Origin of the sequence: Microcystis sp. (assembly GCF_048564745.1) — a bacterium.
Classification (GTDB): domain Bacteria; phylum Cyanobacteriota; class Cyanobacteriia; order Cyanobacteriales; family Microcystaceae; genus Microcystis; species Microcystis ichthyoblabe_A.
Genome location: NZ_JBLZRT010000085.1, coordinates 1 through 22,587, shown reverse-complemented (window position 1 = coordinate 22,587; position 22,587 = coordinate 1). Strand labels below are relative to the sequence as shown.

Here is a 22,587-nt window from a genome sequence, read left to right as displayed (position 1 = left end):
AGTATAACTCCCATTTACCCCGATTTCGGGTTAATGGGAATGGCCAAGGCTTGAACTTGAATTTTTTTTAACTCGGAAACTAATCGAATCGCCTGCTGTTCGTAGAGGGGGGAGCCGAGAGTCGCTGGCAAATTTTCCATGAGATCGCTGGCGGTTTTCAGGGGACAATTAGAAAAACGACTGATCACGGTGGGTGCTTCTGCGGCAATATTGCGGTTAAAGGCTTTTTCCACCCGCACGCGCCAAGTTTTGGGAGTGCGACGACCCTGTTCCACCCGTCGCAGTCCGTTGATGGTGGCCAGCACCACAATGCGATCGCCGATGCGTAAATTGAGATAATCTTCGGGCATTAATTTCGGGGCTTGCCGTTCTCGTTGGTGTAGGATCGGCACGACTCGATAACCGTAGGCAATATCCCCGATCGAGCTACCATTGAGAGTATCCCCGGCTTCGATCTCGTATTCTGTCACCAGAATCGTTTTTTGCGCCCAACGGAACAGATAGATGATATTTTCTCCGAAAGCCGCTCCCGTAAAGGCTTCTGCCGCTACGGTGTTGGTTCCTAAAATGTGAGATTGGGGCAGAATTTGACTTAATTGTTGACTAAGGTTGTCGTCGGTGGTGCGGATGACTAAGTAGCTTTGGGGGTTGAGTTTGCGGGTGGTTAGGGCCACTTCTAAATTGAGGATTTCGTCATCGGTAACAATCGCTATACTTTTAGCCCTATCTAAATTGACATTTTTTAAAGATTCTTCGATATTTCCCGTCATCAGGGGCATTTTTGGCAGGATAGTCGCATCAAAATCCCTATTTAAGCTGACCCCGACGATCGCCTGTTGCATTTCTAGTAATAAATTAGCCACTTCTTTGCCGACTCGACCTAAGCCCACAATAACGATATGATTCTGTTGGGGAACTGGGGGACGGTTGGGGATAAATTGAAATCTTGATGATAATAAAGTTTCTGTCAAAATGGCATAGAGAACCCCGATAAAAGCGGTTCCAGCTAAGGTTAAAAAGAGACTAAATAGCTGCATCCACCAGGGAACTGCATTTAAATCTTCGGGGTTAGAGCCACCGAAAACATCGCCGTAACCACCTAATAAAAGGATCGCTGTTCCTGAAAGAGAGGAAATAAAGGAAGCTCTCGGAGCGTAGAGATGGAAAAGAAAAGTCCCGATCATTACCAGCAGGATAATGATAAATACTGACAGGAAAGCCACCTGGTGAATTTGCTGCTGAAAACTCAATTGCCAGAATTGTTGGATTTCTTTGAGCAATTTCTGCCAAAAATCCCGCAACTTCTGGGGAGAATTTGACGGTTTCTGGCGGACAGCATCGATGTTTTGATAGGTAGTTTCGATGGTGGTAATGGTATCACCTGCCCCGATAGTGGTGGTGGGGGACCATTGATAAAATCCGGCCCTTAAAGGTTCATCGGGGGCTGTGTGTGCTAACAGACGACGGGTGGGGGTATTTAAATCACCTAAAAAGCGATCGAGTAAACCATCTTCGGGGCTAATTTGTCTCTGGATAATCCGCAATTTCTGACCGTCGAGATGCAAAAAACCGAGGGTTTCCGTGCCTAATGTGGCTAAAGCAAAGGCATTGGCGGGTAGTTGGGTGGGTTCATAGGCGATAAAATTGCCTAAACGTTCCTTAAGTAGCTGATTGAGATTATCTTTAGAAGAACGCACCACTAAGCGGGTAAGAGGATTTAATTGCCGAATAATTAGGGCGGTGGTGGCATTAATTCGCTCATCACTGGTGACAATTAAAGCAGCCCGACAGCGATCGATTCCCGCTCTTGCTAAAATGTTTTTTTGACGACAATCACCGATAATTATTTCCTCTAATAAATCGGGAAAATCATTAATTTCCCAACTGGGAGGCTGTATTAGTTCGATACCGACAACGCTAACCCCAAACTCTTTTAAAGACTTGACGCAGTGTTGTCCGAGACTACCCAATCCACACACTAAAAAGCGATCGGCTGACTTGACATTCCCATGGACAAAGCTGAGAGATTCTTGGTTCATAGATTCTGCTTGTCTTAAAAAATAGAATGCTTTTTCAAACTTCTGATCCCCCCTGCTCCCCTTGATAAGGCGGGTGCTGATCTCCCCTTAATCTAGCCTTAATTTTTTCTTAATAAGAAGGGTGTCTGACAATTTTTAACACCCACCTAATTATAACATACCAGCATTTTTATTGCGTACTCGTTGATACATTTCTTCCATATTTAATTGGGAAGCAACGAAGTAATAAACTCCAGCAATATATTTACAGGGATTTTGTCAATCGGGACAGGAATAATTAGTTCAGCTTTTTTCTGAGGGAAAAACCTAAATAGTGATTTCAGCTTTCATCGACCTGACTTTTAAACTAACTTCGGGATGAGCTTGCTTTAATCTCGCTTGATAAACCTGAACATTGGTTCCAGCTTTTGGTACTCTAGAAGCGACAATATAGCATTCTTTTTTAGATTTTTTATGTCTTTCTTGTAAGTAAGAATGATTTAGAGTTGACAATAATTGATCATAAGCTTGTTCAATATTTTTACCCTTGAGTTCAATATAAAGAGCCAAGCTACAGGGACTATCAATTTCTAAAAGCCAGTCGCATCTTTTTCCCTCGATGATTAAACAATTATCTATTTTTATCTTAGTAATTAATTTCTGACTATTATTATTGACGATGAATTCTTTCCCATTTTCCTTAACTTTGACTATTTTATTATTATTGCATTCAGAACAGTGACTAATATTCATTATTGTTGAGCCTTTCTTTCTAAGATTTCTTCAAACTCTTGACTAAGTTCATCGGAGACAGCATCGAGGTTATTGATACCAATCAAGTTCACCTCTGTATCTAAGATACTTTGAGTTTGTCCATTGCTAATTGTGTAGGCTGACACATCTTGAAATTGAATAGTATTTTTATAACCTAAAGATTTTTCCGCTTTGACAGGCTCAACGTTAGCCGCCATGATTTTATTATTCAAAGCTGTGAGAATGTAGGGACTATGGGTAGTGAGAAAAAAACGACAATTTTTATTAGCATAAAGTAAGGTAAATAGTTCTACCATATCTCTTTGAGCGGAGGGAAAAAGATGGGTTTCAGGTTCCTCAATAAAAAATTGGTTGGATTCGGAATCAGGAAAAAACGAGAAAACTAAGAGAATTAATAACATTGGTAAAGCTTCTTGCTGTCCGCTTGAAGCATCAATTAAGTTAATCTTTCTCCCATCGGCATGATAAAGCCAATCTTGATCTTTCACGCGCGCATAGCTGCCTGATAGAATCTTTTCGCTAATTAATTTAATTTGATTATAAAGTTTTTTATCATCTTTTTTATCTTGGAATAAACTTTCTGATTCATTAATTATTCTGTATAGGCGTTGAGCATTTTCATAATTAGAGCCAAAGTTGATAATCAGAGGATCAAGATCAAAATTATTGGCCAAAAAGGCAAAAATATTATTGGTAAAGTATTTAACAAACAGAGTGCGACTAGCTGGTACAAATAAAATCTTTGTAGAAAAAATTTTTTCATTGCCTTGAAAAAAATCAGCAATATTTTTGACCACACAATCATTCATATCTGAATAAATATCTTGAGTGACTATATTGTTATTGCTTTTGGCAATTTTACTCACTTGTCTAATTGTTGTATTGTAAAACTTTTTAAAATTATCTGAATAGGTAAATTGTAGTTTAAAATAGCCAGATTTGTCCTTATATCTTTCAATCAAAAAGTTCATGTCATCCAAACGATAAACTATTTTAAATACTTGCTCTTTCCATGCGTATTTAGGAAATAATTCCTCAAATCGCTTCTGTAGGTGCCTTTTGAGTCCTTGCTGATCTTGAAGATTAGTGACTAATAATTTAACTTGATAAAACAAAAATCTCTGAAATAAAAAAACTAATTTAGCAATAATACTTTTACCAGTGGACTGTTCACCGATGATAACATTAATTTTTTTTATCTCTATTTCCGCATACTTAATAATCAGAAAATTTTCAATAGTTAAGGATTCCATTGTATCTCTCTTATCCCCAGTCTCATAACAATACTAGCAGGTTAGGGGTAGATTTTCAATTACTGTCAGTTGTTGACCTGTTTATTCTAATCTACCCTCCTATGGATAGATACCTAAGTCAAAAAGTCAGCAATTTAGCTACAGCGTTTCTCATCAAGATAAAGTGTAACCTAATTTGGCATCGACTCCTGACTCCCCAAAAGGAAAACTTATATTTTTTTAAAGTATCCCTGCATTTTTATTGCGTACCCGTTCATACATTTCTTCCATTACCTCGATAAAGGAAGTATCCTTATCCCAAAATGCCGGATAATCACCAGCTTTTTTAATGACAATTGCGGGAATAGTTGCGGATTTAACTAACTGAGGATTTTCGGGTAAACGGTGATGAGAGTGCCAAAATTCTTTGAGATCAATTGTTTCTACTGCTGGTATAGTTTCGGGTTTAGTGTGATAGGAAGTGACAGGGTTAAGAGGAATTTTTTCCTCTTGGATGGAGGAGGAAAGCAGCTTACCGAGGGGAGTTTTTGCTAACTCTTGCAGTAATTTTTGACGAGAGATACCCCGTAATTCAAATAAGAGGAAAGGATCCTGATCTAATTGGGAAGCAACGAGGTAATAAACTCCAGCAATATGTTTACAGGGATTTTCCCAATCGGGACAGGAACAATTGGTGATAAAATCCTTTTGACTGTGGGGTAATAAGTGCAGATTCAGATCGCTAAATGCTTCATCAATATTATCGGGAACTTCTTTGAGCAGCAGTTTAGAGATCATACTCGCTCTTGAACCAAGATTATATAAAGCTTGTGACCACTCTGCTTTAGTAATTGGTTTAATCTCGATACTCACCTTATACAAAGGTTCTTTGTAAACTCCAAAGTAGGGATTAATGGAACCTCGCACCTGAGCAGTAATTAAATTACCGTCAATTGTATAATTCTTGACTTTATCATTTTTAGCGTAGGAACGTCCTCGACTCAAGCGCGCTGAGTCGGTAAATTCTTCTAATGCTTCTATGAAGCGTTGTCCCCACCAAGTTTTACTAAATTTATTCATAGGTTTACCTCGATTAAATAATTGTCTGTTTATTCAATGCGATTAACTGACGAAAACTTTCGTTATCTAATTCCGTTAACCAGGATTCATCATTACTAACAATAGCATTAGCTACCTTTTTCTTTTCCTCGATCATTTCATCAATTCTTTCCTCTAAGGTTCCCAAAGTGACAAATTTATGCACGAAAACATTTTTTTGTTGACCAATTCTAAAAGCGCGATCAGTTGCTTGATTTTCCACCGCAGGATTCCACCAACGATCGAAATGAAAAACATGATTTGCTTTGGTTAAAGTAATCCCCACTCCCCCAGCTTTTAGGGATAAAATAAATACGGAAGGTTCTGTTTCGGGATGTTGAAATTCTTCGATCATTTGTTCTCGTTTTGGTTGAGAAGTCCCCCCGTGAAGATAATAGGTATTATAGCGAAAAGTTTGTTTGAGGTACTTTTGTAAGGAGTCACCGATTTCAGTAAATTGAGTGAAAATTAGCAGACTATCTCCCTCTAAAATTACTTCTTCTAGCATTTCTCCCAAACGCTCTAACTTATGCGATCGCTCAGGAGTAAAAGCACTGTTATCCTGTAAAAATTGACGCGGGTGATTACAAATTTGTTTCAAGCGCATCAGGGTAGATAAAATTAATCCTTTGCGTTTTATTCCCTCCGCTTCTTCTAATTGTTTTTCCACTTCTTTGATGACAACTTCGTAGAGAGAAGCTTGTTCTTTAGTTAAATTACAATACTGTTTGTGTTCCACTTTATCCGGTAAATCTTTAATTATCTGCTTATCGGTTTTTACCCGACGCAGAATAAAAGGTTCCACTAATTTTTTGAGAACCGTGGACTGGAGACGATCATTTTGTTTTTGGATTGGCACTTCAAAAGCTTTACGAAATTGAGTTTCTTTACCTAAATAACCAGGGTTAAGGAAGTTAAAAATTGACCATAAATCAAGCAGTCTATTTTCTACTGGAGTTCCCGTTAATGCGAGACGATGTTGTGCAGATAAACTCAAGATTGCTTTAGTTTGTGCCGCTTTAGGATTTTTGATATTTTGTGCTTCATCAATTACTAAACGTTGCCAGGATTGCGAGTTAAATAATTTCAAATCCTTGCGAACTAAGGTAAAAGAAGTAATGACGATATCCTTGTGACTAGCTACTGTCTGAAATTCGTTCTCATTTTGATAGCGCTTACTACCATGGTGAATTAAAACCTGAAGATGGGGGGCAAATTTTTCAATTTCTTTTGCCCAATTTCCCACCACAGAAGTGGGTGCGACTAGCAGAGTTGGTAAAACATTATTATCTCCCTCTCTTTCCCCAATCAATCTAGCAATTACCTGTAGGGTTTTTCCTAATCCCATATCGTCAGCAAGACAACCATTTAACCCCAATTGTTCTAGGTATTGAATCCAGGCAACTCCGCGCTTTTGGTACTCCCGCAGCGTTCCTTGTAATTGGGGAGGATTTTCGATCGGTTCTAGTTGACTAGGATTTTGTAATTTCTCTAGCATAAAACCCAAAAATTCATCGGTTTTAACAATAATCTCCTCTGGGGATTCGGCAGCTTTTTTCATTAATTCAATCAGATTCATCTCAGGATTTTCCTGCTGATATTTCTGCCAAAAATCCAGCATTTGCTGCATTTTATTTTGTTCTAATTCTACCCATTGGCCTCGAAATTTAACTAAGGGTGTTTTGGTGTTAATTAATTGTTGCCATTCCTCTTGACTAATAGTTTCTTCACCGATGGCTAATTCATATTGATATTCAATGATGTTTTCGAGGCTAAAAATCCCTTTACTAACGGGGGTAGATTTGCCTGATTTAGAAGTGGTTTTTAGCCGAACTTTAGCGCGTTGACGACCTTGGGGAGTCCACCAAGCGGGAATAATTACCTTATATCCCGCATCTTCTAAAATCCAAGCAGTTTCTTTCAAGAAAGTAAAAGCTTCTGCAAGGTTGAGATAAAATCCCGTCGGTTTATCCGTTTCTAATCCTTGCCAAATGGGGGGATAAATACGGGCAGCATAACCCAAACTTAGTAAAATATTTTTGTCTAAATCTTGACCAAAATGCGCTCGTATGCTTGTTCTAATTTCGGGGACTGCATACCAATATTCGTCTAATTCTAATCGCAGGGAGGGGTCTTGTTTAGAGATGAGGATAAAGGTAATTTGCCACTGTTCAATATTATTTTCTGGCGCTTCCGTTAGTTTAAAACCAAGGCTAAAACTAGATATATTTTGGTCTCCTAGTAATTGCTGTCTCCAAGTTTGCCACTGTTGATATTTTTCTAAGGCAGCGGCAGTTTGCAGAAATCCAGCAGCCTTAGTCACAGAGAAGCAATCACCTATAATTGTCTCGCTAATTTTTTTCTCAAAACTGGCAGGAATTGCCGTATTAGTGACAAATTCATTGAGGAGACATTCGGAGAAGTGCCGGAGTAGGGTTTTGGGATCGTATAATTGTGGTGAAGCATGGGGATTTTCAGCACCAGCAAGACAAATGCGGGGAAGATATTCGAGATAGCGATCGAGATTGGTTTCGTAGGTTGCTGATATAATTTCCCAAAGAGGGTAGATGGCAAAGTTAGCGGTTTTCTTGTTATTTGTGGTTAATTCTCGATATTTAAAGGCAGGAATATAGTTATCTTTGAGAATTATTTCTTTAAAAGCTTGACTGTAGTGATACCAAAAAAGTAGATCTGCACCTAACTGAATCTCTGAGGAGTTGTAAAGACAGATAAAGTGCAGATCATTGAGCAGTTTAAGTACAGGATTAAGGGGATAACAATCAATTTGCCAAGATTGCCATTGGCTATTTTCTGGGGGTTCTTTTTCTAGATAACGCAGTAATTCTAAGGAGGGTAAAGGTTGATTCTCGTGACTAGGTAAAAGAAAGTAGCGGGGGACAAATTGCCGACTAAGAGGATTATAATTCGATTGAACTATTCCTAATTCTCCGGTGAGAAAGCTAGTTAATTCTTCTTTGCTTAACTGAAAAGGATGATAATTATTAGCAGTGGTGCGACTCTTTTTCGGGGTGCTAGTTTCTCCCCAAAGATAAAAGCTGCCCTTCTGAATAAATTCGTCCGTTAATTCAGGAATCCAAGTACCGTGAAGAATTTTCATGGTTTTTAATTAGTACAAAAGAACTTGAATGAGAGCAAGACTTAGCCTCTAGAAAAATTGTAGCGATTATGGGAGGATTCTCCACACTTTCCTGTTCTTATCCCTTTGGGAACCCAAAAGTCCTCTGGATCAGAGAAAAATATGATCAGCAAACTGAAAACTCAGATCTGATAAGCTGTTCGTAATTTAAATTGCTTGTTGAGACGAGGCAAGAGGCAAAAGGCAACAGTAAAGGGATTGGGGGAGGTTCGGCTAATCTAAGAATAAGCGGTTTAAATGCGTCTTAGCTTAACTGATACAGCCTTTCTGATCATCCCCGATGAAGTGTAACCTAATTTGGTATCGACGACCGACTCCCAAAAACCAGAGACTTTGTACCTCACCATTAAGATAACTGCTATCAAAACGCGGATATCACTGCCAATAGAGTTCGGTTTTACCGTTATGGGATGAGCATTAACGGGGGTACTATTCTAGGTAAGGAATTTGTATCTAGTCAGTGATGAAGACGATGTTAAAGGGGTCTTTACCGAAATTAAGCGATATTTTCCCGCCGACTGACCATCAGGACCGGGAAACTTTCACCCCCAATGCTTTTTATCCTAATTTATCGGAATGGCTCAAGCGCTCGCAACTGAAAGCGGAAAGTGAATGGTTCGCAGCGATCGCATCTTTAGAAAATATCTTATTACAAAACCCAAATAATGCCGCCAGTCGGGGTTTAATTCTCTCCGGTCCGACGGCTTTAGTCAGAGAAAGCAAGGCTTTAACGGGTTTTAAATTCGGTGTTTTTACTGTTAAAGCTTTAAAACATTTACAATGGCCGGGTTTTCAATTGCCTTCTCAGGAAAAATCCGCCGCCGATGTTTCCCCGACGGAGATTCATGAATTGCCTCTCTTGCCAACGGATCCGATTGCTAATGAAAGATTTTGTCTGGTTTTTAGCGAAAGTTTCGCTCTTTTGCTGGTTTTAGGCGAGGATCAGTGGGGTTTGTCCTCTTTTCAATTTTCCTTTGATCCCGTCCTCACTCAGCAAGCTTGGCAGCAGTTGCGGCAACGATTAGTTAATCTGCGTTATCCGCAAATCGAGACTTTAGAGGCAATTATCGAGGCTAATGGCAGTCCCTCGCCGGATTATCGTCTAGTTAGCCAATTTAGTCGCCAATTACTACAAAATTTACCCAACCAGTCTAACTTAGACCTGAAAAAAACGAAATCGTCTATCAATGCCGAAATCACTCCCCCAAAGGAAGATAATTCTAATTTAGAATCGGGTTGTGATTTGGAATTATTGCGCGCTTTAACCCACGAAATTCGCACCCCTTTAACCACCATTCGCACCATTACCCGATTATTATTAAAACGGGCAAAAGTAACGGAAGATGTGCAGAAATATCTAGAAACAATCGATTTAGAATGTAGTGAACAAATTCAGCGCATGGAATTAATTTTCCGAGCGGCAGAATTGGGTATTAATCCTCTGGGGGATAAACCGATTCAATTAATTCCAATTGCTCTAGAAAAAGTCTTTCAAGATAGTATTCCCCGGTGGCAAAAACAAGCTAAACGGCGCAATGTCAATTTAGAAGTTAATGTACCGAAAAAATTGCCTTCGGTAATTAGCGACCCGAATTTATTGGATCAAATGTTAAATGGAGTCGTGGAAAAATGTACTCGCAGTATGGCTAGTGGTGGCCTGTTGCAAGTACATATATCAACGGCAGGAAATCAATTAAAAATGCAGTTCCAAACTCAGGTAAAATCGCCTAATCTTACTCTCAAAGCTTTAGGAAAAGTCCTAATGTTTCAACCAGAAACCGGTAGTTTAAGTCTGAATATGAAGGTGACTAAAAACCTTTTTCAAGCTTTGGGAGGTAAATTTATTGTGCGTGAAAAACCCGAAGAAGGTGAGATTTTAACCATTTTCTTGCCCCTCGGACGCATTAAATAAGTTGGGATTATTCTGAATTTTTCATCTTTAAAAATAGGCAAACTTGCCAAGAGTATGCTATACTAGGGCAACAAATATTATTGATAGTTGCCATGGAAAAAACTGTTTTAATTTTAGGTGGCACTGGTCGCATTGGTCAAAGTGTCGCCCTAGATATTATTAATCATACTGCAGCTAAAATTATTATCACAGGACGCAAGGAAAAATCCATTAAATTACTGCCAAGAATGCAGTTTTTGGCTTTAGATTTAGAAGAAATAGACAAGCTTAGACAGGCAATTAAAAATAGTGATTTAGTTATTCATTGTGCCGGTCCCTTTCATTATCGCGATGGCAGGGTAGTAAAAATTTGCATCGAAGAAAAAGTCAATTATATTGATGTTAGTGATCATCGTTCTTTTTATCAAAAGTTAATCCCCTATCGAGAATTAGCGATAAAAGCGGGAATAACTGCTGTGGTTAATACGGGAATTTTTCCCGGTATTTCTAATAGTATAGTGCGGGAGGGAGTCGAACAGTTAGATAGGGTAGAAACGATCCGTTTAAATTATGCCGTAGCCGGTTCAGGAGGTGCGGGATTAACCGTGATGCGGACTACTTTTCTCGGCTTAAAAAAGCCTTTTTTAGCTTGGATTGAGGGACAATGGCAAGAGATTAAACCCTATACTGCTAGAGAAGTAATTGACTTTCCCGCTCCTTTGGGTAAAACTGGTGTTTATTGGTTTGATATGCCAGAAACCTATACTTTTGCTGAATCTTTTCAAGCGCAAAATGTGATCACAAAATTTGGTTCTATTCCCGATTTTTATAATCATTTAACTTGGATTACTGCCCATGTTTTTCCCGATGCTTGGGTAGAAAGTTCTCGGGGAATTGAGTTTTTTTCCCAAGTTAGTTATCGCATGACAGAAGTAACCGATAAATTTTCGGGAATTGGGGTAGCAATGTTAGCAAAAGTCGCCGGATGGCAAGGGCAGCAAAAAGCAGTTTATCAAGCAACTATGGTTCACGAAAACACTGCCCAAGCAGCGGGCTGGGGAACTGGCAGCGTGGCAGAATTAATCTTAGCGGCAAAACTCCAAAAAGCCGGGATTTATCCCGTGGAACAGGTGTTATCCACAGAACTATTCCATGCTACGATGAAAAAAAGAGGTATTAAACTCGATCGCTCCTGTGCAATTGTGGCTTAGAAGATGAAAAAAATCTGGCGTTACCTAGGGCTGTTTTGTTTAGTTTTGTTACTGACTTTATCCCCTATCTTCATGATAGCGGCCCAGAATAATCCTGCTAAACAAGGACAGGAAACACCCCTGGAAACTTTGGGAGAAGTTTTTCCCGTCATGCTTGATAATCAAGAACTTTTTACGATTCGGCAAGGAATAGGTTCTTTTTCAGCGCAAGAAAGAGCGAAATCGATTACAACCAGAATTGAAAAAATTGCCGATGACGATGCTCTTTCTCCTGAAGATTTAACGATAAAAATTGATCCTGAAGACAAAAACCCTTCGATTATTTTGGGAGATACAGTTATTGCTACTATTACTTCTAAAGATGCCAAATTACACTCAGTAAGTCAAGAAGTATTGGCCGAACGAGCTTTGGCAAAGATTAAAGCAGCCATTGTCCGTTATCGTCAAGAACGTCAACCAGATAACCTCTTAAAAGATGCAGCTTTGACGGTAAGTGCCACCTTGTCCACGGTCTTAATTTTCTGGGTAATAATTTTTATATCTTCGCGGGTTTTTCCCCAGATTCAGAGATTAATCACCTCCCTAGTTCCTGGGGTCGTATTCCAAAATTTTGAGATTATTAGTTCTAGGACAATAGGAATTTTTTCCCTAAGAGTTTTGCAATTTATCCGAACTCTAATTATTTTAACTATTCTCTATTTTTATTTAACTTTTGTCCTTCGTCTTTTTCCCTGGACTAGAAAATTTGGTGATGGTTTTCTGCAATACTTTTTTAGTGCTTTGGAAGTTATTTCCCAAGAGATAGCAAAATATTTACCCAATATTTTTATTATACTGATAATTGTTTTTATAACTCACTATCTGTTGAGAGCAATTAAACCATTTTTCACTGGATTGGAAAGAGAAAATTTAGTAATTAATGGTTTCTATCCCGATTGGGCAAAACCAACCTATAATTTACTGTCACTGCTGATAATTGCCTTAGCTATAGTCATCGCTTTTCCCTATCTACCCGGATTTAATTCTCCTGCTTTTCAGGGGGTGTCGGTATTTTTAGGGGTACTATTTTCCTTGGGTTCCACCTCTGCTATCGCTAACGTGGTGGGGGGAATTATCCTCATCTATACCCGCTCTTTTCAACTAGGAGATAAAATTTCTATTGGTGATGTTATTGGAGATGTGATTGAAAAAGGATTATTAGTCACCCGTATTCGCACACCGTCTAATAGAATTATCACGATTCCTAATTCATCGCTGTTAAACACTAATGTGATTAACTTTACTGTCTCTCAACGGGAATTCAAACAGCCTTTAATTTTGCAAACCACAGTCACTCTCGGTTATGATTTACCTTGGCGTAAGGTTCACGCAACCCTGAAAGAAGCAGCCTTAGCCACCCAATTTATTGTCTCAGAACCTGCTCCTTTTGTCTTGCAAACCAGTCTCGATGATTTTTATGTCAGCTATCAGCTAAATGCCTACACCGATCATCCTAGCAAAATGGTGTATATTTATTCTGAATTACATCAAAATATTCAGGATAAATGTAACGAAGTCGGTATCGAAATTATGTCTCCTCACTACAAGGCTCTCCGGGATGGCAATCACAGCACTATTCCTGAAAATTATCTGCCGGAAGATTATCAAAGTCCTGCTTTTGGTATTCAGTCAAATTCTCAGAAGTAATAATTTTCCTAATAGCTTTAATCCCATTTGTCAAGCACTTTTGAGTTATTGTTGATAATTCTTCACCAAATTCACAGTTAATAGCAGGAATAAATATTCCCCAGGCCCTGGGACTTTGTTGATAAATTGCTTGAGTTAATGCTAATAAAGAAGCAGGACTTTCTGCATGACCGAAATTATTCCATTCCGTAACTGCCGCTAATTTTTCTATCTGGATATCAGTTTGATTAGATAATACCGCATCAACAAAAATAACTAGGGAAGCATCAGCTATATCGGCTGCTAACTCAGGAGTCAATTGATGGGTAGCGATGACTTGCACATGAGGCAAATTCTCCTCAGCGATAATTTCGGCTATTCTCACTCCCACTCCGTCATCATTTCTTAAAGTATTACCATAGCCGATGAGCAGTATTTTAAAATTATTCATGGTTATAGCAGTTATCTTAATGATGAGGTAAACAGTTCTCGTTTTGGGGAGTCGGTGGTCGATATCAAATTAGATTACACTTCATCTTGATGAGAAACGCTGTAAAATAAGTATAGGATATCTGGGATGATCTCGATACACAGCTTGACCTAATCGATAAATTAACTGAGTCTGGTAAGAAAACTTAAGCCTTGATAGTAGTTTCTTGATGAGAAAAAATTATGCTAAGGAAGGGTCATGAAGACTATCTCTTTTCTCTCACCCAGAAATCATCTTTAGGCGAACCAGAAAATACTGATATTCAATTAAGTCTAGAATTTAGTCTAGCTATGGGGAGAATTGCCTATTTAAGCGACTTTTTTCCCTAAAATGACTACATCAGCCAGAAAATCGTCTAGTTCGGCAATTTGAGGTAAATAACCCCATCGTTGAAAGCCGAATTTTTCAAAGAGACGAATACTGGCCTGATTGTGGGCAAAAATAATACAGATAAGATTAGATATACCCAATTTTGGACAGCAATTCAGGGCATATTCTACTAATAATTTACCGATTCCACGACCTTGATAATCGGGGGAAATATATAAACTAACCTCTGCCGTTTTTTGGTAAGCGACACGACCATAAAACATCTGTAAACTCAGCCAACCCACCACCCGACCTTCGAGCACTATTACCCAGATGGGATACTGTTCAGGATCGTGCTTTTTAAACCATTCTCGCCGACTTTCGAGGGAAATAGGCTTTAAATCTGCGGTTGCCTTGCGAGTGGGAACAGCAGCATTATAAATCTCGATAATTGTTGGTAAATCTGTTTCTTTAGCCTCGCGAATAATCATAGAATATCAAGTAAGATGAAGTATAACCTAATTTTGCCTTGTCTCCTAACTTCTGAACTCTCCTATATCTCTCAATCTTACCTTAAAATTGGGTTTGATAGCGGACGGTAAACTCATTCAAATTATAATCGTAGGAGAAGCGGATAAAAGACTGGGAATTAACTCGATAGACGGTTTCCAAATTGGGAAGAATATTAAAATCCGTTGCTCCGATCGCATTACTAACCGCATTCTCCACATCATACACGACTCCTTGAGCTAAGAGGGGAATTGCCAACTGAACCACTCCAAACTGAATTAATTGTTCTGTATTTTTTCCCTGTAAACCATTAAAAACCGACAGCAATTGTTCCCCCAACAGTCGAACGATTTCCCCTTGGCTGCGGGGGGGAGTGCTAGTTAATTTAACTAGAGGAGTATTAAGCAATCCCTCATCTTCACCTCTAGCAAAAGCCAATGCTTGTAAACAATTAGCGACTTTTTGTAATTCTGCATTTGTATAGTTTTCCTCTAGGGGAAAAGGTGGACTATCGGGACGAATTTGGCACACTTCATTGATGTTACGACCTAAATTTGGTAGCAAGCGATTTAATTCCCCTTCAACGCTGAGGGTGACATCGATCCTTTGAATGCGATTGAGGCTATCATCGGGAATTTCATTACTAGGAAAATCCCCCCCCGGACGGGAAATAGCAAAATCGCGAGATTGAGAAAATTCGCTGAGAATTGTTCGCAGTTGAATATCAACAAAGGGATTAAAAAGTCCCAACCCGCGACTAGAATCGAAAACAATAACATTTTGATTGCGTCGGTTAAGAAGAAAACGAGTATCGATGTAGCTAACTCGTCCTCGATCGAGATTAATTACTCCGTTGGTTTGTAATTTCTCTACTGGAGTGAGCGGACCGTTCAAGGTTAAAGCACCACTAAAATCAAATTGATACAAAGGTTCTTGTTCAATTGATAATCCTGCTAAAGACACTTGAAAATTATTTAAAACTGGAGTGATATTTGTCGTCTGAGGAATGTTGAGAGGCTGCAGCCAGCGACTCACTGGTTTATCTGTTTCTTGATTAATTTCTGCTGTGCGGGGAAGAAAAACTTTACCCCTAGAAAGACGCACATTACCCCCGATAATTGGTTGCTGAATTGTTCCCGTTATCATAGCATTCCCAGCAATTAATCCTCGATAAAGGCCATTAATTGCTATATCTCCCTCTTGAATATTAATTGTTAAGGGATTAGGATTATTTTTGAAGGCTTGAAAGAAAGGTAAAACTCCCACCACAGAAATTTGTCTGTCAGCGATCAAGCCTTGTAATTCCTCTACTGTTAAGTTTTCAGGGGTTAACCCAATGCGGCCATTTACGGTTAAAATCTCTGGAAAAGCAACACTGCGGATAGCGGCATTATCGAGAGTAACTATACCATTTGCTTCTAAATCTTTGATTTTTAAACCCTCTTTTATATCTAATCTTCCCGTCGCTGAAAGAAGTACCTCTCCCTCACCGTTAACCCATTCAATGGTGTTTTGACTGATAGCTTCAATTAATTTGAGTGCATCGGTTCCCAATTTTGCTTGGATTTTTAATTGATCATTACCCGGTAGGGGAGGATAGGGAATGCTGGCATAAAGTTGGATTGATTCCGAGGAGGTTGTCCGCAAATCAAAACGATACTGATTATAGGTAAATAAACCAATTATATCCTGATTAATATTTTGGGCATTAATTGCACCGTCAATAAAGGCAAAGTTACCCTGAATACGAGGATTTAATAAAGTTCCTGTAATTTGTCCTTGAGTTTTTAGACTACCGGATACATCCAAGGGAAACTGGACGAAATTTCTCAAGAGATCGAGAGAAAGATTTTCCACAGCAAAAGTTCCCTCTACTTTTTTTAAGGAAAAATCACCCGCTAAAAATACGGAAGAATCTCGTGATTTTAATCTAATCGGTTCTATCCTGAGCAACTGACGATTTAAGTTAAGATTAATTGTTACTTCATCAATCGGAATTAATTGGGTATCGGTGGTGACAATTCCCAGAGGGTTAACAATATTTACCGTCGGTCTTTGTGGTCGCCATTCCCATCGATTGCCCTGAAATTGTACGCTAAGATCGGGATTTCGTAAAGTCCCAATTAAGGCTATATTTGCTTGATAACGGCCGCGAAAATCTAGTTCAGAAGGTATCCCGACTACCCCTCTTTTACCTGCTAATTGCTGGATTATTTCTTCAATTTTTGCCCGCAAATTTACCTGTTGTGCTAGGGACGCTTCGGGATTACCTACTCCTAGTGTACTAAGTTGAATAGTCTGGTTATTCTCCGAGGAGAAAAGGTTGATTAAACTGGTTAAATCATAGATACTAGCAACTGATAATAAATCTTGAATATAACCTTGATCTACCCTGAGTTTAGCTTCTATTGCTTGGGTTTGCCAATTAAATAAACCTTGCAGATTATATTGACTTGCACCCGCTTGTAAACTCCCCGCTTGCAGTTGGACTATGGAATCCCGATAAACCAAATTTGCCGTTAATTTTTCCCCAATTAAGTTACCTAAACTAGGTTGATTAATCTCTAGTTGTCCTTGTCCCTGTAAGTTAAATAAATTGATGTCTAGATTAGCATTCATCTGTCCAGCAATAATCCCTGGAATATTATAGGCTGCCGTTGGAGATATTTTCAGGATTTCTAGGGGAAAATTGGCAATCTGAACATTTAAATTTTCTCCGCTTCGTTTAGCTGTTGCTAGAAAAGGAGTCTTATTTCCAAAAGCTTGGCGAATATTTATCCCTAAGGGAAGATAGGGCAGCAGACAATTCTTTTGTTGACAAGGATCGAAAGTTAGGTCAATAATGTCCTGATTTCCCCGCAGATTTAAACTAATATTTTGACCAATTCCTGCTTGCATACTTCCTTTTAAGATAGGTTCAAAGGGTCGATCATTAATGCTAAAGTTAGCTAAATTTATATCTCCTTTGATTTGTATATTTCCCACTTTTTGCCACGCAGTTAAGAGATTTTTTCCTGTGATTTTTCCTTGAAATTCTCCGAACCCTGTCAGTGTCGATTCTCTGGGTTTCAAACGAGGATCGATCGGTAAAAGCGATATAATCTGATCTAAGGGTATAGTAGAAAAGTCAGTTTTTGCCTGTAGATTTAAGTTAACCTCAGCGATATCAGGTTGACTGGTAAGATTAGCTAAAAGAATATTTCCGCGCACATCAAAGCTATTTTCTCCCCACTGTGCCGAAAGATTATTAACCTGAATCGGTGTTACTCCCTGCCAAATTTCTTGAATGTTTCCCGCTAAATTGGCCTTAAAATCTAAGTGAGGAATCGAGATTGATTTTATTCCTGGTAATTGTCCTAGTACGGCAGCGGGATTAAGATTAGCGGCAATAATATCACTTTGCCATAAATTATTATTCAGTTGTCCCTTAGCTTTAATTTCTCCTTTAGCTACATTAATACGAGAGTTAAAAACTGCTTTGATACTGCTTAAGTTGAGTCGTTTTTCTAGCAGGGAGTCGAAAATAGTTTGGGCATTTCCTGTTGCTTGAAACCTGGTTTGGTAAATATTCAAAGGTATGGGAATATTAGTCTGAAAATTCTCTAAACTACTGAGAATATTAAAAATCCCGTTGTTTAACTGAATATCAGTATTAATCGTATTATTATCCACTAACAACCGAGTATTTACCCTAGCATTGACGGTGGACAAATTAGGGATTTTTCCCGCTAGTAAATTATTGATTGCACCAGTGAAATTGACTTGTGTTTTTCCTAGACTAACAGGAATATTTATCTTGGGTAAAAACGGATTTAAGTTAATGCCTGCCGTATTAACTATACCACTTAAAATACCTTGTTCCAGTTGGGCTGTCGTTCTTAGAGATTGACTATTGACAAATAACTGTATATCTCCTTCTCCGCGCCAAGTTTGTAAATCCGTTAAAGTACCGCTAATCAGAGAATTTATTCTACCAGCAAAGTTAATTTTTGTCTTGCCTAAACTGACGGGAACTGTTAAATTTTCCACTAGAGGATTGAGACTAATTCCCCCAGTGTTAACTGTTCCTGTCAGGAAACCTCGATTCAGTTTAGCTGTGGCAATTAAAGGATTATTATCTACTAATAACTCCATATTCCCTTGACCTTGCCAACTGCTGAAAATATTATTTTTATTATTCAGTAATTCCCCTAAATAACCCTGTAAATTAATTTGTGATCGCGTTAATTTAACCTGGGTTGGTAAGTTAGGCAATAGGGAATTAATCGGCAATCCCGCTAAGAAAGCGTTAGCCTGAAGATTTCCTTGCAATACTTGACTATTGACGAAAATTGTGCCTTGTTTACCGCTAATTCCTAAGTTAGCAATTCCGTTTAAAGTATTAATATTAAGTTGGTCAATTTTGCCACTAAATTGAATATTAGCTGTCTCTAAATTTAAGGGTTCTAAGGTTTCTAGGTAGGGGCAAATACTATCTAAATATTGACAAACAAGAGGCACAAAAGGAGTCAATAAAAAGTTATTGCCCGTGATTTTTGCCTGGACTAATTTGCTGGTAAAATCACCATTACCATTAACCTGTAGTTTGCCGCCATTTGTTTTAATGACCGTATCGGTTAAATTTATTTTGTTGCCCCCTAAAAATACTTTACCCTCCCCGGCAACATTGAGTAATCCTGACTGATTAACCGTGGGTATTTGCCAATTAATTAATAATTGTGGCAGTCCTAAACTACCCCTAGCTTTAATATTAGCTTGCAGATCATTTATATTAATTTTAGCGGGAATTGTCGCGAATTGAGATAAGATTTTTCTCGTGGGAAAATGCGCTTGTAAATTCAAATTAATCGGCATTTTTGTCCCGTCAAGAGGTTGATTTTTTTGCAGGGATTGCAGAATATTTAACTGCAATTTTCCTTCCCCTTTAATTTCTCCACCTGCGACGGGTTTAATTTTAATTTTATCTAAATTAAGATTATTGAGATTTGTTTGAAAATTACTGGTTATTGATTTAATAGGAATTTGCTCAAAAATAATCGGTTTGCTGCTGCTAACGGTTCCTTTAATTAGAGGTTGATCTAATTTTCCCGTCACTTGAAAAGTAGAGCGTGCTTCTCCCCGTAAATCTAGAGGTGATTGCAGATAAATAATTCTTAAAAGCTGTTGTAAATCCACCGATTCTAGAGCGACATTGAGATGATAACCAGTTTGCCAATTTACTTCTCCTCTCACCTCAGTTTTAATCTTGCCAATAGTTGCGCTCGCCTGTTCAACTAATACTTTGTCTCCCTGTAAATTTAACTTAGTTGTTAGCTTAATTGGATACTGAAAAGGTTGGAATTTTCCCGCTACTTCCGTCACCTGAAAATTGCCATTACCTTGACTTTGATTTAGCTTTGCCCAACTGGGAATATTGAGAGCAATATTAGCATTTACTTGTCCTTGATTTAATTGAAAATTGCGATTAGGAATTAAAGTTAATAGTTGACTTAAGTTTAAACGGTCGATCTGAAGATTAGTTAGGCTTTCACCCGTTTTTAACGCCGTTTCTCCTTGAATTTTTACTTGACTTTTGAGGATTTCTGCGCTAAAATCGTAGGTGAGAGGCTGCCTTTGATTATCAATAAATCTTCCTTGACCATCGGCCTTAATTTCTATCGGTTTTTTCAGGGCATAGGGTTGGATAGTAATAGCTCCCTTCTCCACCTGAAAACCCAGATTTAACCTAATGGGTGCCTCCCGATCAAAGTTACTAGCTATTTTTTCTAAATTATCGAGCCATTGACCATTTTTATCCTGATCGAGATAAATACTGGGATTAATTAACTTGACATCAACCGGCAGCGGCAGACCTAAAAGTAAGGGCAGCGGATTTAATCCCAATTCGATCGCATCAATAGATAAACTATCGGCAGAATTGGCCGTAGCTGGAATTGCCGATTTACCGATACGAATGCGATTAAAATAAAAGCCCTCTATCTTACCTACCCTGACGGGTCTGTGCAGCATTTCACTGAAGATATTGTCTAAAATTGGGGTGAGACGTTCATAAACTAAATAACGAGTCGTAAAATAGCCAAGGGAGGTAATTCCTAGGAGAGTAATTCCCCCGACAATTAAAGTAGAAGGCCGGCGGACAAATCGACCGATACTCAGAAAAAGATTAGGACGAGGAGAAGGATCGCCGGGGGAATTACTCATAATTGTTTACCTCACACACACCAAAGAAAGGGCAATGGCTCACCAGAGCTAATGAACTATGTTGACATCTTCACCGCAGCACTGATAGTCCTCAATCGATTAATTGCAATTTTTTAGGCAATTATTGGGTTTAAATCCTGTGAGGAAGTCAAGGGATGCGGCCAATTAAAAGCCTCTCTCCCCATCTTAGCCTAAGACTGAAATGGCTGGCTAAAATTTTCGACAATCCGCCAAAATCTCGCCACTTTCAACAGCCAACCGAATGAATATTGATCACCCCACCAGTTCAAGCAGAATATTGCTCGGATCAATAGGTTCGGAAATTGAAGATAGAGAGAAAACTTGTGCGGACAGACAACAATCCGGCGCAGTCTGGAACAACAACTGGAAGCATTCAGTCTTAGAATATTGGGATTAGCACGTCTATTATTTTTACTGCAAAAATCGTCTTATAGATAAAGATCATGAAAGCCAGATTATCGATCGCCCTAACCGCCCTAATGACCTTGGGCATAACTGCCACACCAGCGGCCAACTTTGACGAACAGGACATCGAGCAGAGCCAGATAGTAGCGATCGCTCGTCCCTACGGAGGTAATAAATTTGACCTGCTAGTATTGGAACAAATCCAGGGAAAACAGAAGTGTTGGAGCGAAAGCGGCTCAAATCCCGTCATGATCGACCCGCTGCTTCTCAACTTTGACTTTACCGGCATTTGTCGCCGCGCCACCGATAGTAATGGTTATTCTATCCGTCTCGATGGCCGGGATTTTGGGCTAGATTACATCCTGCGTATTGTGGAACGCAATGGCGAATTATACTTAGTGGGAACTCCCCGGGATGCCCGCAGACCGGAATTAGTGGTGGGAAGAACCCGAGGAATGCAAACAGGATTTATGAAAATTATCCTCGAACCGGGTTGGAGATTCAGCCGTCGTACTTTCCAAGGCAAAAGTTTAGGCCACTTCTACTTTAGCGGCAAAGAAACGGAAGTTCTCGCAGCCACCGGCAGACCTCCCGTCAGCGAAACCACTCCTCCCCCCACTTCTGGGGCCAGTTTTCAGGATATTAGCGGCGATATCTATAAAACTGAGATTGAAAAAGCGATCGCGCTTGGGGTAGTGGCTGGTTTTAAAGAAGATAACACCTTCCGCCCCGAAAATCCCGTCACCAGGGAACAATTCGTCTCGATGATTATTGAGGGGATGGGAACTGTCACCAAAATTAACCTAGAAGATATTCCCCCCGGCAGCGGCAGTTTTAACGACGTAGAAGCGACGCGCTGGAGTGCCAAAAAAATCCAATGGGCCCGGGCCAATGGTATTGTTGCCGGCAAAGCTAACGGCGAATTCCGTCCCACCGACCCCATCACTAGGGCCGAATTGATGGCGATTCTCAAACAGGCCGCCACCTACCTGAAAACTCAACAACAACAAGCCCCCGATTTAGCCCAAACTAAAACCCCCACCAATTTTTCCGATACTTCTGGTCATTGGGCCGCCAGTTTAATTACCCAGATGTCGGGATTTTGCGCTGTGGCCTCTCCCTTGAACGAACAGGGTAGTGCTTTTGTACCAAATGATCCCGCCCGTCGTAACTACGCAGCAGCCGCCATCGTCCGTACCCTCGATTGTGTTAAAACCGCCAAAAAATAAGTAGGGTTTGCGGCAAAAAGTTTTTCCTAGGGGTAGGTTGTGGGGTTTCAGCCATTTTTAGGGGGTCAATTACCTAATTTTCAGGGCAAAAGTCCCCCAATTTTCCCCCCGCTCACTCCCAGTCCCAGAACTTTTTGATCTCAAAAAGGCCTAAAGATAAGTAGGTAGGCGTTAAAAGTTGTCAGATGCCCCCCTTATTAAGGGGGGATTAAGGGGGGATCCCCCCGCCTATCGGCACCCCCCTTATCAAGCTATCCATTAGTCACATCTTTCTTAACATAAAATTTGACAAAAAGAGAAAAGTGTGCAAGATGGCTCAAGGGGGTTCTATGGGGGGACTAATTTGATGAGATAGTTTCCAAGTCTGGCTGATATC

The 22,587-nt window shown here is 39.4% G+C and carries 13 protein-coding genes; 5 read left to right on the top strand and 8 right to left on the bottom strand.

Annotation, left to right across the window (positions count from 1 at the left end; all coding sequences use genetic code 11):
• Nucleotides 1-14: 14 nt before the first annotated feature.
• The 5 genes from ACOCD9_RS10710 to ACOCD9_RS10690 form a co-directional block, all read right to left on the bottom strand.
• Complete coding sequence (locus ACOCD9_RS10710) at nt 15-2,039, bottom strand: potassium channel family protein (RefSeq protein WP_419547406.1); 2,025 nt, start codon at nt 2,037-2,039, stop codon at nt 15-17.
• Nucleotides 2,040-2,345: 306 nt separating this feature from the next.
• Entirely contained in the window at nt 2,346-2,771 is a 426-nt protein-coding gene (locus ACOCD9_RS10705) for a hypothetical protein (protein WP_287701757.1), read from the bottom strand.
• Nucleotides 2,771-4,045 (bottom strand): AAA family ATPase, encoded by a 1,275-nt coding sequence (locus ACOCD9_RS10700; protein ID WP_419547404.1) that lies wholly within the window; start codon nt 4,043-4,045, stop codon nt 2,771-2,773. Before ACOCD9_RS10700 ends, ACOCD9_RS10705 begins: the two co-directional genes overlap by 1 nt.
• Nucleotides 4,046-4,264: 219 nt before the next feature.
• Nucleotides 4,265-5,104, bottom strand: a complete 840-nt coding sequence (locus ACOCD9_RS10695) for an SWIM zinc finger family protein (RefSeq protein ID WP_419547403.1) — start codon at nt 5,102-5,104, stop codon at nt 4,265-4,267.
• Nucleotides 5,105-5,117: 13 nt separating this feature from the next.
• Entirely contained in the window at nt 5,118-8,240 is a 3,123-nt protein-coding gene (locus tag ACOCD9_RS10690) for a DEAD/DEAH box helicase (protein WP_419547401.1), read from the bottom strand.
• Nucleotides 8,241-8,751: 511 nt separating this feature from the next.
• Between ACOCD9_RS10690 and ACOCD9_RS10685 the strand changes: the two genes are divergently transcribed.
• The 3 genes from ACOCD9_RS10685 to ACOCD9_RS10675 all read left to right on the top strand — a co-directional run bounded on the left by ACOCD9_RS10685 (nt 8,752) and on the right by ACOCD9_RS10675 (nt 13,067).
• Nucleotides 8,752-10,191, top strand: a complete 1,440-nt coding sequence (locus tag ACOCD9_RS10685) for a sensor histidine kinase (RefSeq protein WP_419547447.1) — start codon at nt 8,752-8,754, stop codon at nt 10,189-10,191.
• Nucleotides 10,192-10,283: 92 nt separating this feature from the next.
• Nucleotides 10,284-11,381 (top strand): saccharopine dehydrogenase family protein, encoded by a 1,098-nt coding sequence (locus tag ACOCD9_RS10680; protein ID WP_419547399.1) that lies wholly within the window; start codon nt 10,284-10,286, stop codon nt 11,379-11,381.
• A 3-nt stretch (nt 11,382-11,384) separates the two neighbouring features.
• Nucleotides 11,385-13,067, top strand: a complete 1,683-nt coding sequence (locus ACOCD9_RS10675; protein ID WP_287701745.1) for a mechanosensitive ion channel family protein — start codon at nt 11,385-11,387, stop codon at nt 13,065-13,067.
• Here the strand turns inward: ACOCD9_RS10675 and ACOCD9_RS10670 are convergent.
• Nucleotides 12,994-13,497 (bottom strand): hydrogenase maturation protease, encoded by a 504-nt coding sequence (locus ACOCD9_RS10670; protein WP_287701744.1) that lies wholly within the window; start codon nt 13,495-13,497, stop codon nt 12,994-12,996. The genes ACOCD9_RS10675 and ACOCD9_RS10670 overlap by 74 nt on opposite strands.
• 221 nt (nt 13,498-13,718) lie before the next feature.
• On the opposite strand from ACOCD9_RS10670, the gene ACOCD9_RS10665 reads away from it, so the two are divergent.
• Nucleotides 13,719-13,865 carry a hypothetical protein gene (locus ACOCD9_RS10665; protein ID WP_287701742.1) on the top strand — a complete coding sequence of 49 codons (147 nt, stop codon included), beginning with the start codon at nt 13,719-13,721 and terminating at the stop codon, nt 13,863-13,865.
• On the opposite strand, the gene ACOCD9_RS10660 is transcribed toward ACOCD9_RS10665, so the two are convergent.
• A complete protein-coding gene (locus ACOCD9_RS10660) occupies nt 13,845-14,336 on the bottom strand; it encodes a GNAT family N-acetyltransferase (protein ID WP_287701740.1) in 492 nt (163 codons plus the stop codon). The two genes, ACOCD9_RS10665 and ACOCD9_RS10660, sit on opposite strands and share 21 nt — an antisense overlap.
• A gap of 82 nt (nt 14,337-14,418) precedes the next feature.
• On the bottom strand, nt 14,419-20,556 hold the full coding sequence (locus tag ACOCD9_RS10655) for a translocation/assembly module TamB domain-containing protein (protein WP_419547397.1): 6,138 nt from the start codon (nt 20,554-20,556) through the stop codon (nt 14,419-14,421).
• 464 nt (nt 20,557-21,020) lie between these two features.
• Between ACOCD9_RS10655 and ACOCD9_RS10650 the strand changes: the two genes are divergently transcribed.
• Nucleotides 21,021-22,211: a DUF3747 domain-containing protein gene (locus ACOCD9_RS10650; protein WP_419547395.1), complete on the top strand. Its 1,191-nt coding sequence runs from the start codon at nt 21,021-21,023 to the stop codon at nt 22,209-22,211.
• The last annotated feature ends 376 nt before the right edge of the window (nt 22,212-22,587 follow it).

Coding starts and splice junctions, on each gene's coding strand:
- ACOCD9_RS10685 (WP_419547447.1), top strand. CDS start 8,752: ATGTTAAAGGGGTCTTTACCGAAATTAAGCGATATTTTCCCGCCGACT.
- ACOCD9_RS10660 (WP_287701740.1), bottom strand. CDS start 14,336: ATGATTATTCGCGAGGCTAAAGAAACAGATTTACCAACAATTATCGAG.
- ACOCD9_RS10675 (WP_287701745.1), top strand. CDS start 11,385: ATGAAAAAAATCTGGCGTTACCTAGGGCTGTTTTGTTTAGTTTTGTTA.
- ACOCD9_RS10680 (WP_419547399.1), top strand. CDS start 10,284: ATGGAAAAAACTGTTTTAATTTTAGGTGGCACTGGTCGCATTGGTCAA.
- ACOCD9_RS10705 (WP_287701757.1), bottom strand. CDS start 2,771: ATGAATATTAGTCACTGTTCTGAATGCAATAATAATAAAATAGTCAAA.
- ACOCD9_RS10670 (WP_287701744.1), bottom strand. CDS start 13,497: ATGAATAATTTTAAAATACTGCTCATCGGCTATGGTAATACTTTAAGA.
- ACOCD9_RS10650 (WP_419547395.1), top strand. CDS start 21,021: ATGAAAGCCAGATTATCGATCGCCCTAACCGCCCTAATGACCTTGGGC.
- ACOCD9_RS10710 (WP_419547406.1), bottom strand. CDS start 2,039: ATGAACCAAGAATCTCTCAGCTTTGTCCATGGGAATGTCAAGTCAGCC.
- ACOCD9_RS10655 (WP_419547397.1), bottom strand. CDS start 20,556: ATGAGTAATTCCCCCGGCGATCCTTCTCCTCGTCCTAATCTTTTTCTG.
- ACOCD9_RS10700 (WP_419547404.1), bottom strand. CDS start 4,045: ATGGAATCCTTAACTATTGAAAATTTTCTGATTATTAAGTATGCGGAA.
- ACOCD9_RS10695 (WP_419547403.1), bottom strand. CDS start 5,104: ATGAATAAATTTAGTAAAACTTGGTGGGGACAACGCTTCATAGAAGCA.
- ACOCD9_RS10690 (WP_419547401.1), bottom strand. CDS start 8,240: ATGAAAATTCTTCACGGTACTTGGATTCCTGAATTAACGGACGAATTT.
- ACOCD9_RS10665 (WP_287701742.1), top strand. CDS start 13,719: ATGCTAAGGAAGGGTCATGAAGACTATCTCTTTTCTCTCACCCAGAAA.